12 protein-coding genes are annotated in these 14584 nt (G+C 71.4%); 5 read left to right on the plus strand and 7 right to left on the minus strand.

Annotated features, from left to right (window positions below):
- Positions 1-196: 196 nt before the first annotated feature.
- The 3 genes from ACXVGS_RS00530 to ACXVGS_RS00540 all read right to left on the minus strand — a co-directional run bounded on the left by ACXVGS_RS00530 (position 197) and on the right by ACXVGS_RS00540 (position 2434).
- Positions 197-1021 carry a hypothetical protein gene (locus ACXVGS_RS00530; RefSeq protein WP_458532953.1) on the minus strand — a complete coding sequence of 275 codons (825 nt, stop codon included), beginning with the start codon at positions 1019-1021 and terminating at the stop codon, positions 197-199.
- Between the two features lie 88 nt (positions 1022-1109).
- On the minus strand, positions 1110-2111 hold the full coding sequence (locus tag ACXVGS_RS00535; protein WP_458536512.1) for a TIGR03557 family F420-dependent LLM class oxidoreductase: 1002 nt from the start codon (positions 2109-2111) through the stop codon (positions 1110-1112).
- 200 nt (positions 2112-2311) lie between these two features.
- Positions 2312-2434, minus strand: coding sequence for a hypothetical protein (locus ACXVGS_RS00540; protein ID WP_458528745.1), 123 nt, complete (start codon positions 2432-2434; stop codon positions 2312-2314).
- Between the two features lie 344 nt (positions 2435-2778).
- Between ACXVGS_RS00540 and ACXVGS_RS00545 the strand changes: the two genes are divergently transcribed.
- Complete coding sequence (locus ACXVGS_RS00545) at positions 2779-3372, plus strand: winged helix-turn-helix domain-containing protein (RefSeq protein WP_458528744.1); 594 nt, start codon at positions 2779-2781, stop codon at positions 3370-3372.
- Position 3373: 1 nt separating this feature from the next.
- The gene (locus ACXVGS_RS00550; protein WP_458528743.1) at positions 3374-4657 is read left to right on the plus strand and encodes an MFS transporter; all 1284 of its coding nucleotides are present in this window, start codon (positions 3374-3376) and stop codon (positions 4655-4657) included.
- On the opposite strand, the gene panB is transcribed toward ACXVGS_RS00550, so the two are convergent.
- Both panB and ACXVGS_RS00560 read right to left on the minus strand, forming a co-directional pair.
- Complete coding sequence (gene panB, locus ACXVGS_RS00555) at positions 4643-5512, minus strand: 3-methyl-2-oxobutanoate hydroxymethyltransferase (RefSeq protein WP_458528742.1); 870 nt, start codon at positions 5510-5512, stop codon at positions 4643-4645. The two genes, ACXVGS_RS00550 and panB, sit on opposite strands and share 15 nt — an antisense overlap.
- A gap of 49 nt (positions 5513-5561) precedes the next feature.
- Positions 5562-7307 carry an NAD+ synthase gene (locus tag ACXVGS_RS00560; RefSeq protein ID WP_458536513.1) on the minus strand — a complete coding sequence of 582 codons (1746 nt, stop codon included), beginning with the start codon at positions 7305-7307 and terminating at the stop codon, positions 5562-5564.
- 300 nt (positions 7308-7607) lie between these two features.
- Between ACXVGS_RS00560 and ACXVGS_RS00565 the strand changes: the two genes are divergently transcribed.
- Positions 7608-9860 (plus strand): immune inhibitor A domain-containing protein, encoded by a 2253-nt coding sequence (locus ACXVGS_RS00565; RefSeq protein WP_458528740.1) that lies wholly within the window; start codon positions 7608-7610, stop codon positions 9858-9860.
- Positions 9861-10005: 145 nt separating this feature from the next.
- On the opposite strand, the gene ACXVGS_RS00570 is transcribed toward ACXVGS_RS00565, so the two are convergent.
- Complete coding sequence (locus ACXVGS_RS00570) at positions 10006-10521, minus strand: hypothetical protein (protein WP_458528739.1); 516 nt, start codon at positions 10519-10521, stop codon at positions 10006-10008.
- A gap of 82 nt (positions 10522-10603) precedes the next feature.
- A complete protein-coding gene (locus tag ACXVGS_RS00575; RefSeq protein ID WP_458536514.1) occupies positions 10604-11392 on the minus strand; it encodes a thioesterase family protein in 789 nt (262 codons plus the stop codon).
- 153 nt (positions 11393-11545) lie between these two features.
- Between ACXVGS_RS00575 and ACXVGS_RS00580 the strand changes: the two genes are divergently transcribed.
- Positions 11546-13105 carry a phytoene desaturase family protein gene (locus ACXVGS_RS00580; RefSeq protein ID WP_458531116.1) on the plus strand — a complete coding sequence of 520 codons (1560 nt, stop codon included), beginning with the start codon at positions 11546-11548 and terminating at the stop codon, positions 13103-13105.
- A gap of 55 nt (positions 13106-13160) precedes the next feature.
- On the plus strand, positions 13161-14498 hold the full coding sequence (locus ACXVGS_RS00585; RefSeq protein WP_458531117.1) for a glutamine synthetase family protein: 1338 nt from the start codon (positions 13161-13163) through the stop codon (positions 14496-14498).
- Positions 14499-14584: the final 86 nt, after the last annotated feature.

Genomic DNA, 14584 nt, shown 5'->3' on the forward strand with positions numbered 1-14584 from the left:
GCTGACCATGCCGCCGAGGTAGAAGACCGTGCCGGCCCAGAACAGCAGCCGGAAGTCGCGCGACTCGCGCAGCGGTGTCGTGTCGACCCGCAGGCGGGCCAGGCGTTCCCGAAGACTCACGGCCGCGATGATCCCAGAGAGGTGGCATGCCGGTCGCCCGACTTTCCGTTTCCGACAGGGCGAAGGGTTGTCAGGGTCATGACCCCGACAACTCTTCGGGTTGTCCAGGGCGGATGTGCCGGGCAGCCAGCCAGGTGGCGCCGGACGCCAGCGCGGCCCCGGTCGCGCCACCGACCGCCATCGCGACGGAGGCCGCACCGAGCGCAGGGCCACCGTCGCCCGCGTGGGCTGCCAGCGCCGAGGCGGTCCCGCCAACGGCGGTCGCACCGAGCACGAGGAGCGCGCGCCACCACGACGTCGAGCGCCAGAGCCGCGGTGGCCCGGTCACGGTGTCCAGGTGGATGAGCAGGGGCAGGGTGAGCACCAGGCACGCGGCTGCGGCGGCCACCCAGCTCCAGGCCGTCTCCATGGTGAACAGTGCCAGCAGCAGCACGAAGGCCCAGACCCCGGTGGACAGGGCGCCGACCACCGCCATCAGCGGCACGTGCCACCGCGCGCGGCCGCCCGGAGTGCGGGCCCGCATCCTTCGGGCGCGACGCCACAGCAGCACCGTCCCGGCCACGAGGCAGGCCAGGGCGGCCAGGAGGACGAGCCCGGTCAGCCACGACCGCGCCTCGCTCTGGTAGGCGTGGACGATGCCGCCGAGCGAGCAGGAGACGCGCGGCGGGAAGAACCGCACCTGCTTGGCGAACTCGCCGCTGGCGGCCGAACTGACGCCACCGCTGGAGTCGAGGGCGCACTGCTCGCCGGGGTCGAACCAGCCCGGCCCGTCGATGCTCGCCGAGGCGACCAGCAGGGCGAAGACGCCGAGGCCCACGAGAAAGGCCCCCGGAGCCACCCGGTCCCGAGCGGGCGTGAACGGACGCGCGGAGGGGCGTCGCGGCATACCGGTCTTGCTCACCGCCCCATCCTGCCCGGCCCCTCGACACCGCGAAGGGTTCTCGGGGTCATGACCCCAAGAACCCTTCGCGATGTGCCGGATGCCTCGCTCAGCGGGTGAGCTTGGGCAGCACGTCGCGGCCGAAGACTTCGATCCACTCGGCCTGGTTGCGGCCGACGTTGTGCAGGTAGATCCGGTCGAAGCCGAGGTCGACGAAGCGCTGGATGTAGGCACGGTGCTCGTCCGGGTCGGAGGAGATGACCATGCGGCCCTCGAAGTCCTCGGGGCGCACGAGCTGGGCCATCTGCGCGAAGTCGTGCGGGCTGCGGATGTCGGCCTTGGGGAACTTCATGCCGCCGTTGGGCCACTCGGTCAGCGCGTTGGACAGGGCCTCCTCGTCGGTGGCCGCCCACGACATGTGCAGCTGCAGCACCTTGGGCATGGTGTCGGGGTCCTTGCCGGCCTCGCGGGCGCCCTCGGCGAACTTGGCGAACAGGCCCTCGATCTTCTCCAGCGGGGCGCCGACGGTGATGATGCCGTCGGCGACCTTGCCGGTCTTCTTGGCGTTGATCGGGCCGGCGGTGGCGACGAGCACCGGGGGAGCGACCTCCGGCATGGTCCACAGCCGGCTCGTCTCCATGGTGAAGAACTCGCCCTTGTGCTTGATGTCCTTGCCCGCGATCGAGGCGTCGAAGAGCTTCTTGATCAGCTCGATGGCCTCGAACATGCGGCGGCTGCGCTCGCCGGCCTCGGGCCAGTAGCCGCCGATCACGTGCTCGTTGAGCGCCTCGCCGGAGCCGACGCCGAGCCACGAGCGGCCGGGGTACATCGCCTCCAGCGTCGCCGCGGCCTGGGCGACCATCGCGGGGTGGAAGCGGAAGCTGGGGCAGGTCACGCCCGGGCCCATGTCACCGCGGGTGCGCTCGCCGACGGCGGTGAGGACGTTCCAGACGAAGGCAGCCTGGCCCTGCTGGGGCACCCACGGCTGGAAGTGGTCGGCGGCCATGCAGCCGGAGAAGCCGTGCTCCTCGGCCAGCGCGGTGAGGTCGACGACCTCGCTCGGGTGGAACTGCTCCAGCATCGCGGCGTAGCCGAACGTGAGGTCGCTCATGGGCACACGCTAACCGCCGCGACCGCTGCCCCCCCGTGGTGGGCGGCGGTCGGGGACGTGATCCTCGCGGTATTGCGCGCCGTCACCCTGACGGCGTAGGTGACGGGATGCGTGGGCTCAGAACGTGATGTCCCGCGCGCGGCAAGGCGTGCCCGGACCAGGTCCGCGGCCTTCCTGCCGTCGCGGGCCTTGGCCTTGAGTCACGTCGCCTTCGCGCCGGCCGAGAACGATGTGTCCGGGGGGTAGTCGAACTGGCTGTCGACCAGCGTGGTGTCCCAGGCGCGTGCGCGGGCGTGCACCGCGTGGCCGGTGTTGGTGCGCACGTTGGCCCACCTGCGGACAGGTAGCCCGAGCCGTCGAGGTTGCGCAGCGCCACGGTGGTGTAGGCGCTGGCGGGCACGGCCGCGTCGGAGTCGCCGTGGTCGGTGAGTGACTCGTCGCCGCTGGACTGGACCAGGTTGACCATGAAGACGCTGCCGCTCCCGGGCTTGGTCGCCTGCGCCGACGGGGCGGGGGCGAGCATGGCCGGCAGGGCGCTGCTGAGGCGGCGGCTCCGCCACGTGGCCGAGCTGGACGGTGCCGCCCCGTCGCTGTTGGTTGAAGGGCAGCCTGGTCGAGTTCGGCGGGAGCTATTGCAAGAAGTCTTTCGAAAGAGTACTTTCGATGCATGGTCCACGAACCTCGCACCCTGACCGACGCGCGTGAGCTGCGCGCGATCGCCCACCCGCTCCGCATGAACATCCTCGAGGCGCTCATGCTCGAGGGTCCGATGACGGCCAGCGAGCTCGGGAAGCGGCTGGGGGAGAGCCCGGCCAACTGCTCGTGGCACCTGCGCAAGCTCGCCGAGCACGGGTTCGTCGCCGAGGCCGAGGGTGGCACGGGGCGCCAGCGACCCTGGAGGGCCACCCACCGCGGCATGCGGTGGGACGAGGACGAAGGCGCCGCCGAGGCGCTGGTGGCCGGACGGGCCCTGACCCGGGTGGTGCTGGACCGCGAGGTGGACCGTTTCGTGCGGGCACAGGAGCGACGCAGCCAGGAGCCGCAGGAGTGGCGTGACGCGTCCTCCTCGACCCAGTCGATGCTCTGGCTCACCGCGGAGGAGCTCACCGAGATCAACGACCAGGTCGCGGAGCTGCTGCTGTCGAAGATGGACCGGCTCGAGGACCCGAGCCGGCGACCGGAGGGCGCGCGGGTCTGCGCGTTCATGGCCTGGGGGATCCCGGCATACCCGCCGGCGGACACCTCCGAGAAGGGGAGCTGACATGCGCAAGGCGTTCTCGCACCACGGTTTCACCCCGCTGTTCGCCGCACTGGCGACCAGCATGCTCGGCGACTCGCTCATGCTCATCGTGCTGAGCATGTGGGTGAAGTCGCTGACCGGCTCCAACGCGATGGCCGGCCTCACCTTCCTCTGCGTGGTCGCGCCGTCACTGGTCGCGCCGGTGTTCGGGATGTATGTCGACCGCGTCCGGCGGCGCCCGCTGCTGATCTGGGGGAACGTGGCCTCGGCGCTGGTGGTGGTGCCGTTGCTGCTCGTCCGTGACGCGAGCCAGGTGTGGCTGGTCTGGGTGGTGGCGTTCCTCTACGGCGTCTCCTTCGTCGTGCTGCCGGCCGGAGTCAACGGCCTGCTCAAGGAGCTCCTGCCCGAGGAGCAGCTCGTCGACGCCAACTCCGCGCTGACCACGACCAAGGAGGGCTTCCGGCTCGTGGGGCCGCTCGTGGGCGCGGCACTGTTCGCCGCGGTCGGTGGGGGAGCGGTCGCTGCGCTGGACGCCCTCTCCTTCCTCGTCGCCGCGCTCGTCATCGCCCGCGTCCGGGTGGGCGAGGCTACGCCGGAGCGCGGCGAGCAGCACTGGCGGCACGAGATGACGGAGGGCATGCGCCACCTGTGGCGCGAGCCGGTGCTGCGGCACATCCTCGTCGCGCTGGCCCTGACCGTCACCGTGCTCGGGTTCAGCGAGTCGACCGTCTTCGCGGTCATCGACGCCTTCGGCAGGCCGGTGGAGTTCGTGGGCGTGGTCCTGACGGTGCAGGGCGTCGGCGCCGTCGTCGGCGGCCTGACCGCGCCGAGGGTGGTGCGCCGGACGAGCGAGGCCGGGGCCCTCACCCTGGCCCTCGTCGCCCTGGCAGCCGGTCAGGCCGGGGTCGCCCTGGCCCCGTCCCTGGGGGTGGTCATGGTGTCGGTGGTGGCGCTCGGCTGGTCCATCCCCGTGGTCCTGATCGGCTTCACCACCCTGATGCAGCGGCGCACACCGGGCCGGCTCATGGGCCGGGTCTCCACGGCCACGGACGCCGTCCTCGGCGCGCCGCAGACCATGGGCATCGCGCTCGGCGCCGGGCTGGTCAGCCTCGTCAGCTACCGGGCCATCTTCACCACGATGGCGGTCGTGACCCTCGCCTCGGTGGCCTACCTGGCGATCACGTTGCGCCGCAGCCTGTTCCGGCCGGAGACCCCACCGGAGACGGCCGCGGAGACGGCGACGCCCACGCCCGCCGTGGTGCCGGCGGGCGTGGGCGTCGAGGTCACGGCCTCAGTCCTGGAATGAGTGCTCCGCGTCGGGGAAGGTGCCCTTGGCGACGTCGTCCGCGTATGCGCGGGCGGCGTCGCTGAGCACCGTGCGCAGGTCGGCGTAGCGCTTGACGAAGCGCGGCGCCTTGCCGCCGCGCAGGCCGGCCATGTCCTGCCACACGAGCACCTGGGCGTCGCACTCGGCGCCGGCGCCGATGCCGATGGTGGGGATGTGCAGGACCTCGGTCACCCGCGCGGCCACCTCGGCGGGCACCATCTCCATGACGATCGAGAAGGCGCCGGCCTTCTCCAGCTCGCAGGCGTCCTGCACGAGGGAGTCGGCGCTGTCGCCGCGGCCCTGGACCCGGTAGCCGCCGAGGGCGTGCTCGCTCTGCGGGGTGAACCCGACGTGGGCCATGACCGGGATGCCGGCCTGGGTGAGCAGCTCGACGGCCGGCACGACGTGCTTGCCGCCCTCGAGCTTGACCGCGTGGGCCAGGCCCTCCTTCATGAACCGGGTCGCGGTCTCCAGGGCCTGCTGCGGGCTGCCCTGGTAGGACCCGAAGGGCAGGTCGGCCACGACGAGGGAGTGCCGGGCGGCGCGGCTGACCGCGCGCACCAGCGGGATGAGCTCGTCCACCGTGACCGGCAGCGTCGTCTCGTAGCCGTAGACGTTGTTCCCGGCGGAGTCGCCGACCAGCAGCACGGGGATGCCAGCCGCGTCGAAGATCTCCGCGGCGTACTGGTCGTAGGCGGTGAGCATCGCCCAGCGCTCGCCGCGCTCCTTCATCGCCTGCAGGTGCGGGATGCGGATGCGCTTGAGGGCGGTCGCGCCCGGGGCCGGGTCGCCGGAGGTGCCGGGGCCGGTGCCGTATGGGGCTTGCTCGCTCATCGACCAGACTCCTTGGTGCGGGGGGAAGCGGGGGTGGTCAGGCTAGAGGTCACGAGTCCTGCTCCCGCCACCGGCTGGTGATGGGCAGGCGGCGGTCGCGGCCGAAGGCCAGGGCGGTGATCTTCGTCCCCGGGGCGAACTGGCGCCGTTTCCACTCCGCGCGGTCCACCAGGGAGACGACCTTGTCGACGACCGCCGTGGGGTAGCCGTCGGCGATGAGCTGGGCCCGGCCCTCGGCGCCCTCGACGTAGCGGTCGAGGATCGCGTCGAGCAGGTCGTAGGGCGGCAGCGAGTCCTGGTCGACCTGGCCCGGGCGCAGCTCGGCCGAGGGCGCCTTGGTGATGGTGTTCTCCGGGATCGGCGGCTTCTCGCCCCGGCGCAGCGCCTCGGCGTTGCGCCACCGGGCCAGCTCCCAGACCATCGTCTTGGGCACGTCCTTGATCGGCGCGAAGCCGCCCACGCTGTCGCCGTAGATGGTCGAGTAGCCCACGGACAGCTCGCTCTTGTTGCTGTTGGCCAGCACCAGGTGGCCCTCCTGGTTGGACAGGCCCATCCAGACCAGGGCACGCACACGGGCCTGGAGGTTCTCCTCGGCCACCCCGCTGAGCTTCACGTTGTCGAGGAACGCGCTGACCATCGGCTCGATCGGGATGACCCGGTAGTCGAGGCCGAGGTTGGCGGCCAGCTCGGCCGCGTCGTCCCGGGAGTGCTGGCTGGAGTACTTGCTGGGGTTGCTCACCCCGACGACGTTCTCGCCGCCGATCGCGTCGGCCGCGATGGTCGCCACGAGCGTGGAGTCGATGCCGCCGGAGACCCCGAGCAGGACCGAGCGGAAGCCGTTCTTGCGCACGTAGTCCCGCAGCCCCAGCGTCAGGGCGTAGTAGACCTCGCCCACCGGGTCCAGCCGCGGCGGCAGGGAGATCGGCGCCGGCTCGTAGGGCTCGACGGGGGTCTCGGACAGGACCACGTGCTGCACCCCGGCGGGCAGGCCCGCCAGCGGGTCGACCGTGCTCTCCTCGAGGTCGAGGTCGACGACGAGCAGCTGCTCCTCGAACTGCCGGCCCCGGGCGAGGACCTGTCCGGCGGCGCTGACCACGACCGAGTCGCCGTCGAAGACCAGGTCGTCCTGGCCGCCGACCAGGTTGAGGTAGGCCAGGGTGCAGCCGGCCTGGGCCGCGCGCCGGGAGGCCAGCTCCAGCCGGGTGTCGTCCTTGTCCTCCTCGTACGGCGAGCCGTTGATGACCAGCAGCAGCTCGGCGCCGGCGTCCCGGGTCAGCGAGACCGGCCCGCCCTCCTGCCACAGGTCCTCGCAGATGGCGATGGCCACGTCGATGTCACCGACCCGCACGACCGTGAGGTCCCGGCCGGGGGCGAAGATCCGCGCCTCGTCGAAGACGCCGTAGTTCGGCAGGTGGTGCTTGGCATACCGGGCCCTGACCTGCCCCTGGTGCAGCACGGCGGCACAGTTCTGCGGCAGGTCCCGCCCCGGGTCGCGGTCGCTGTAGCCCTCCGGGACCCGGTCCAGGTAGCCGACCACGACCGGCAGGTCGCCCAGCCCGTCGGCGGCGAGGTCGCGGGCCAGCTGCTCGACGGTGGCTCGGGAGGCGTCGACGAACGAGCGCCGCAGGGCGAGGTCCTCCACCGGGTAGCCGGTCACCATCATCTCGGGGAAGGCGACCAGGTGGGCGCCCTGTGCCAGGGCCCTCGCGCTCCAGTCCCGCACCGCCCGCGCGTTGCCGGGGAGGTCCCCCACGGTGGCATTGACCTGGGCCAGGGCAAGTCGCATCTGCGCCATGGCTGGAGCCTAGTGCGCGGTGACCCGGTGCCGGCGCGCGGCCGCCGCCGGGATCGTCGTCACCGGATCGTTGCGCGAAGCCCGGTGAGCCGGCCCGCGCGGGTGTTAGAGGGGCCCGGCGACTTTGCCAACGGCATACCTCTGGCTGACGCAACCTTGTCGAAGTCTTTGCCTGTCACCTGTCCCTTCCCTGTGCGTTAGGTGTGAGCATCCCCACTTGTGCGTCCAGAACAGCGCGCACGTATGTGGGGACTCCCAGGAGGATTTGTGAGACGACGCAGTTGGAGTGTCCTGTCGGGGGTGGCTGTTGCCGCCGTCGCCATGGCCACCGTGCAGGCACCCGCGCAGGCGATCCCGGCGCAGGCCGACCCCGAGCCGCAGAGCTCGACCCACCAGCAGGACAACCTCAGCAGCCCCATGGGGGAGCAGCAGCAGACGCTGCGCGAGGAGGCGGTCAAGAAGCTCGTCAAGGGCGAGGCGACCCTCGAGACCCGGGGCGGCCACCGGGTCATCCGGGTGCCCAAGGGCAAGCACGGCAAGAAGGACAAGTTCGTCCAGTACGACGTCAACCGTGAGGAGTCGATCTTCACGGTGCTGACCGACTTCGGCACGCAGGTCAGCCCGACCTACGGCGGGACGGCCGGCCCGGTGCACAACACCATCCCCTCGCCCGACCGGGTGTGGGACGGCAACAGCACCGACGACAACTCGACGTACTGGTCCAAGGACTTCAACCGCCAGCACTACCTGGACATGATGTTCGGGGACACGAACTCCTTCAAGGACTTCTACACCAAGCAGTCCAACGGCCGGTTCCTCGCCAAGGGCGACGTCAGCGACTGGGTCCAGGTCCCCTACAACGAGGCCCGCTACGGCGCCAAGAACAACGCCGACGGCTACTGGAACTACATCAAGGACACCGCGCAGGCGTGGTACGCCGACCAGGTCAAGCAGGGCAAGACCCCCGACCAGATCAAGGCGTACCTGAGCCAGTTCGACAAGATCGACCGTTACGACTACGACGGCGACGGCAACTTCAACGAGCCCGACGGCTACATCGACCACTTCCAGGCGATCCACGCCGGTGAGGGCGAGGAGGCCGGCGGCGGCGCCCAGGGCACCGACGCCATCTGGTCGCACCGCTGGTACGCGTTCTCCAACAACGCCGGCAAGACCGGCCCGTCCGGCAACCTGCTCGGCGGTGTCCCGCTGGGTGACTCCGGCATCTGGATCGGCGACTACACCACGGAGCCGGAGAACGGCGGCCTCGGCGTCTTCGCCCACGAGTTCGGCCACGACCTCGGCCTGCCAGACCTCTACGACACCGCCGGCGGTGACAACGGTACCGGCTTCTGGACCATCATGAGCGGCGGCTCGTGGCTCAACGACGGCACCGACTCGATCGGCACCAAGCCGGGCTACGAGGCGGCGTGGGAGAAGCTGCAGCTGGGCTGGCTGGACTACCAGACGGTGAACTACGGCACGAACACCAAGGTCAAGCTCGGCCCGGCCGACCGTGACGGCAAGAAGACGCCCCAGGCGATCCTGGTCAACCTGCCGGACAAGAACGTCCACACCGAGTACAACACGCCGCACTCGGGTGCGACCGAGTGGTGGGGTGGCTCGGCGGACAACCTCAACACCACGCTGACCCGCACCATCGACCTGACCACCGCGACGACCGCGTCGCTGAGCACGGCCGCGTGGTACGACATCGAGGATGGCTACGACTTCCTCTACGGCGAGGTGTCCACCGACGGTGGGGCCACCTGGGCCGACGCCGGCGCGCCGGTCACCGGCACCAGCGCCGACTGGACCACGCTGAGCTACGACCTGTCGAAGTGGGCGGGCCAGAAGGTCCAGTTCCGCTTCCGCTACGCCACCGACGGCGGCGTGCACCAGAAGGGCCCGTTCCTGGATGACGTCGTCGTCTCCGCGAACGGCCTGCCGGTGCTCACCGACAACGTGGAGAACGGCGACAACGGCTGGACCGCCAACGGGTTCACCCGCATGGGTGGCTCCACCGACGCCTCCGTCCCGCAGTTCTACCTCGCGGAGAACCGCAACTATGCCGGCTACGACGCCACGCTGAAGACCGGTCCGTACAACTTCGGCTACGGCAACACCCGCCCCGACTGGGTCGAGCGCTTCCCGTACCAGAACGGCCTGCTCGTCAGCTACGTCGACGGTGAGTACGAGGACAACAACACCTCGGTGCACCCCGGCCACGGCCAGGTCCTGCAGGTCGACGCCCGGCCCACCCCGGTGAAGTTCGCCGACGGCGTGAAGCTGGGCAACCGGCGTCAGCCGTGGGACGCCACCTTCGGCCAGGAGGCGACCGACGAGGTCACCTTCCACCGCAACGGTGTCCCGCTGACGATCGCCCCGCAGAAGGCGATCCCGTCCTTCGACGACTCCGACCCGATGCGCTACTGGTCCGCGGACAACCCGTGGAGCTCGGTGCAGGTGGCCGGCACGGGCACCCGCATGACGGTGGCCGACACCAGCAAGAACGGTGACGACATGACCGTCTGGGTGACCTTCGCGAAGTAGGCGTCACACCAACGACACTGGCCCCCGGGGTGCTCCCCGGGGGCCAGTGTCGTGCGTCGGTATGCCGTGCGGTTGCTGGCCGCAGGCCGGTTCCGGCCGCGCCGGTGCCCTCACAGCCCCAGGGGCTTGGCGGGCAGGTGCGGCTCTAGGGGAAAAGCGGGATGAGCGGCCCGTGGGTCGTGGTGCTCGGGCTCGGCGACGGCGACGGGTGGGTGGTCGGCCGCGGCGCGGGAGCGGTGGTCGGCTCGGCGGAGTGGCTGCTCGTGGCCTCGGGGGTCGCCTGGCGGGTGTGCCGGGTCGTGGCGACCGTCGCGGTCGGGGTCATGGTCGGTGTCGGCCGGTGGTGCTTCGGCCGGGCCGGCGTCGTCGTGGAGGTGCTGCTGACCGGGACGGGGACAGGGGAGAAGTGCGCGGTCTCGGCGGTGTGCGGGCGGGTGAACGCGACGACGGCAGCGCCGCCCATGGCGCCGCCGAGCAGGCTCACGGCGAGGACGCACGCCAGCTTGCCCTGGGGCGTGAGCATCCAGCCCGGGACGGCGAGCGGGGACGCGCTCGGCAGGCGCAGCCGCGACAGGTCCGGGACGCGGATCGGTGACCCGGCCGGGACCCTGATCCGGGAGAGGGAGGGCAGCCGAAGGCGCGACCAGCTTGGAACCTGCACGAGAGAACCCCTGTCATCCACCGTGATGTGCGTCGCGTGAGTATGTCGCGTTTGTGGTGATTCGTCCCACTCGGGGGTGGGGTCAGCCCCTTCGGCCCACCGCGAGGTTCTGGCCGACGTGCCCGACGACCCCGGCGCGGTCATGCAGGGTGGTCAGGGTCAGGCCGGTGCCCGTGCCGGCCAGCCGGGTCCGGGCGTCCAGCAGCAGCCAGTCGGCGCCCATCGGGCGCAGCAGCTGCACGTCGAGGCTGACGTTGACGAAGGACCAGTCGCTCCAGTCGAGCTCGGCGGACACGCCGCTGCCGGAGTCCCCGATCAGGACGGCGCGCTGCAGGCCGGTCGGCTCCTCCCCGGGGACGAGGGGCACCAGTGGGCGGGCCCACACCTGGGCCGGCCCGGGCTGGGTCGTGGAGCCGAGGATGACGCGCCAGTCGAAGTGCTCGATGTAGGGGAAGTGCCCCACCTCGAACGGGGCCAGGTCCTCGGGGCCGGGCAGGCCGGACTCCGGTCCGGGCACGACAGGGGTGGCGCCCTCGGTGTCGCGGCGGACCAGCCACACGCTGCCCCGCAGCGCGGTCCGGCCGTCCTGCTCGAGGCGGACGTCGACGAGGGTGACGCTGCGCCCGGCCCGCACGACCTCCCCGCTGACGTGGACGGGGTCGGTGGTGACCGGCCCGAAGAAGTCCAGGCTCACCCGCAGTGCGTCCACCGGTCCCTCGGCCGCGGCCGCCCCTAGCCGTTCGGCCTCCCGGACGACGAGCGCCGACGGCGGGCCCCCGTGCTGCATGGTCGGGGCCCAGGGCCCGACCGTCGCCCGGGTGGGTTGCCACGTGTGCTGGTCGTCGGTGGGGGTGAAGAACGAGTCGGCCACGAACCGATGTTACCCACGGGTAGCCGTGGTGCCGACCCCTCGTCCGGCGGCCGGGACGGCGTCGGGACGCGGCGACTGCGGTGGGGGGTCGGGGGTGGCCGGGGTGCGGGATGGCCGAGCGCGACCGGGCCGTCACGGCCTAGGGTCGCGCTCGTGAGCTACGACGACGTGATCATCGGTGCCGGGCACAACGGGCTGACGGCCGCGGCATACCTCGCCCGTGCCGGCCGGCGGGTGCTCGTGCTGGAGCGGGCCGACCACGTGGGGGGTGCCGCCGTCTCGGCGCGGGCCTTCCCCGGGGTGGACGCCCGCCTGTCGCGCTACTCCTACCTGGTCTCGCTCCTGCCGCGGCAGATCATCGCCGAACTCGGCCTGGGCCTGGACCTGGTGCGGCGCCGGTTCTCCTCGTTCACGCCGGTGCCGACCGCCCCCGAGCGGGGTCTGCTGGTCGACAACGGTGACGATGCGGCGACCCGGGCGGCGTTCCGCGCGCTGACCGGTTCGGACGCCGAACACGAGCAGTGGCAACGGTTCTACGGCCGGATGCACCACCTGGCGCAGCGGATGTTCCCGACCGTCCTGGAGCCGCTGCGCGCGGCGGAGGACGTGCGCGCCCTCGTCGCGGACGACGAGCTGTGGTCCGCCGTCGTGGAGCGCCCGCTGGGCGAGGTCCTGCGCGACACCTTCGCGGACGACACCGTGCGCGGGATCGTCGCCACCGACGCACTGATCGGCACGTTCGCCGACCTCGACGAGGCGTCGCTGGCCCAGAACCGCTGCTTCCTCTACCACCTCATCGGTGGTGGCACGGGGGACTGGGACGTCCCGGTCGGCGGCATGGGCGCGGTCACCGGCGCGCTGGCCCGGGCCGCCTCCGACGCCGGGGCCACGCTGACCACCAGCGCCGACGTCGTGGCGCTGGACCCCGACGGCACGGTCACCTGGCAGGGGGCCGACGGCCGCGAGCACGAGGTGACCGCCTCCGGCTCGGTCCTGGCCAACGTCGCCCCCGTGGTCCTCAACCGGCTGCTGGCCGCGACGGGCGCGGCGCCGGTGGAGACCGAGGAGGCCCCCGAGGGCTCCCAGCTCAAGGTCAACATGCTGCTCTCGCGGCTGCCACGTCTGCGCGACGGGGCCGTCGACCCGGCCGGCGCCTTCGCGGGGACGTTCCACATCAACGAGGGATGGGAGCAGCTCCAGCAGACGTATGCCGCGGCAGCCCGAGGCGAGGTGCCGCAGCTGCCGCCGTGCGAGATCTACTGCCACAGCCTGTCCGACCGCAGCATCCTCGGCGCCGACCTCGCCGCGAGCGACGCCCAGACCCTGACCCTCTTCGGCCTGCACATGCCGGCCCGCTTGTTCCGCGAGGACAACGACGCGCGCCGCGAGGAGGCCCTCGCGGCGACCCTGCGGTCGCTGAACTCCGTTCTCGCCGAACCGATCGAGGACGTCCTGCTGCGCGATGGCCAGGGCAACCCGTGCCTGGAGGCGCGCACCCCGCTGGACCTCGAAGCCGACCTGGGCCTGCCGGCGGGCAACATCTTCCACCGCTCGCTGCAGTGGCCCTGGGCCGAGACCGACGGTGAGGTGGGCACCTGGGGCGTGGAGACGGCATACGACAAGGTGCTCCTCGCGGGGGCAGGGGCCCGCCGTGGCGGTGGGGTCAGCGGGATCCCGGGCCACAACGCCGCCCAGGCCGTCCTGCGGCGCTGAGCCGCCGGCCGTGTCCGTAACACATCGGAAACGCATCTGAGGCAGGATCGTCACCATGGATCGTCAGCAGGAGTTCGTCCTCCGCACCATCGAGGAGCGCGACATCCGCTTCGTGCGGCTGTGGTTCACCGACGTGCTCGGCACGCTCAAGTCGGTGGCCGTCGCACCGGCCGAGCTCGAGGGTGCCTTCGCCGAGGGGATCGGCTTCGACGGCAGCGCGATCGAGGGCTTTGCGCGCGTCTATGAGGCGGACATGCTGGCCAAGCCAGACCCCAGCACGTTCCAGGTGCTGCCGTGGCGTGGGGAGAACCCCGGCACCGCGCGGATGTTCTGCAACCTCACACTGCCCGACGGCTCGCCCAGCTTCGCCGACAGCCGGCACGTGCTGCAGCGGGCGCTGTCCAAGGCCGCCGACCTCGGGTTCACCTTCTACACCCACCCCGAGATCGAGTTCTTCCTCTTCGAACGGCCGGTGAAGAAGGGCGAGCCGCCGGTGCCGGTGGACCAGGGCGGCTACTTCGACCACGTGCCGCACGGGACCGCCCACGACTTCCGCCGCGCGGCGATCACGATGCTGGAGAACATGGGCATCTCGGTGGAGTTCAGCCACCACGAGATGGGCCCGGGGCAGAACGAGATCGACCTGCGCTACGCCGACGCCCTGTCGACCGCGGACAACATCATGACGTTCCGCACGGTCATCAAGGAGGTCGCGCTCGAGCAGGACATCTACGCCTCGTTCATGCCCAAGCCGCTGACCGACCAGCCGGGCTCGGGCATGCACACCCACCTGTCGCTGTTCGAGGGTGACCGCAACGCCTTCTACGAGGCCGGCGCCCCCTACCAGCTGAGCAAGGTCGGACGGCAGTTCATCGCCGGGCTGCTGCGCCACGGCGCCGAGATCACCGCGGTGACCAACCAGTGGGTCAACTCCTACAAGCGCCTGTGGGGCGGCGGCGAGGCACCGGCATACATCTGCTGGGGGCACAACAACCGCAGCGCCCTGATCCGCGTGCCGATGTACAAGCCGTCCAAGGGCCAGAGCACCCGCATCGAGGTGCGCTCGCTGGACTCGGCGTGCAACCCCTACCTGGCGTTCGCGGTGCTGCTCACCGCCGGTCTCAAGGGCATCGAGGAGGGCTACGACCTGCCCGACGAGGCCGAGGACGACGTGTGGACCCTCACCGATGCCGAGCGCCGGGCCATGGGCATCCAGCCGCTGCCGACCTCGCTGCACTCGGCCATCGCGCTGATGGAGCGCTCGGACCTGGTCGCCGAGGCGCTGGGGGAGCACGTCTTCGACTTCTTCCTGCGCAACAAGCGGGCCGAGTGGGACGACTACCGCAACCAGGTCACGCCGTTCGAGCTGGAGCGCTACCTGCCCCGGCTCTGACCGCGGTCCAGCCCTGCCGAGGCCGGTCCCGGCGCCTGCGGGGACCGGCCTCGGCAGGTTTTCGGCAAAGGGCATTGCGCACCACG

The sequence above is a fragment of the Oryzihumus sp. genome (assembly GCF_054325275.1).

What these genes read in the sequence shown, in the direction of transcription:
- ACXVGS_RS00585 (WP_458531117.1), top strand. Translation starts at nt 13,161, where the DNA reads ATGGATCGTCAGCAGGAGTTCGTCCTCCGCACCATCGAGGAGCGCGAC.
- panB (WP_458528742.1), bottom strand. Translation starts at nt 5,512, where the DNA reads ATGAGCGAGCAAGCCCCATACGGCACCGGCCCCGGCACCTCCGGCGAC.
- ACXVGS_RS00545 (WP_458528744.1), top strand. Translation starts at nt 2,779, where the DNA reads ATGGTCCACGAACCTCGCACCCTGACCGACGCGCGTGAGCTGCGCGCG.
- ACXVGS_RS00550 (WP_458528743.1), top strand. Translation starts at nt 3,374, where the DNA reads ATGCGCAAGGCGTTCTCGCACCACGGTTTCACCCCGCTGTTCGCCGCA.
- ACXVGS_RS00560 (WP_458536513.1), bottom strand. Translation starts at nt 7,307, where the DNA reads ATGGCGCAGATGCGACTTGCCCTGGCCCAGGTCAATGCCACCGTGGGG.
- ACXVGS_RS00535 (WP_458536512.1), bottom strand. Translation starts at nt 2,111, where the DNA reads ATGAGCGACCTCACGTTCGGCTACGCCGCGATGCTGGAGCAGTTCCAC.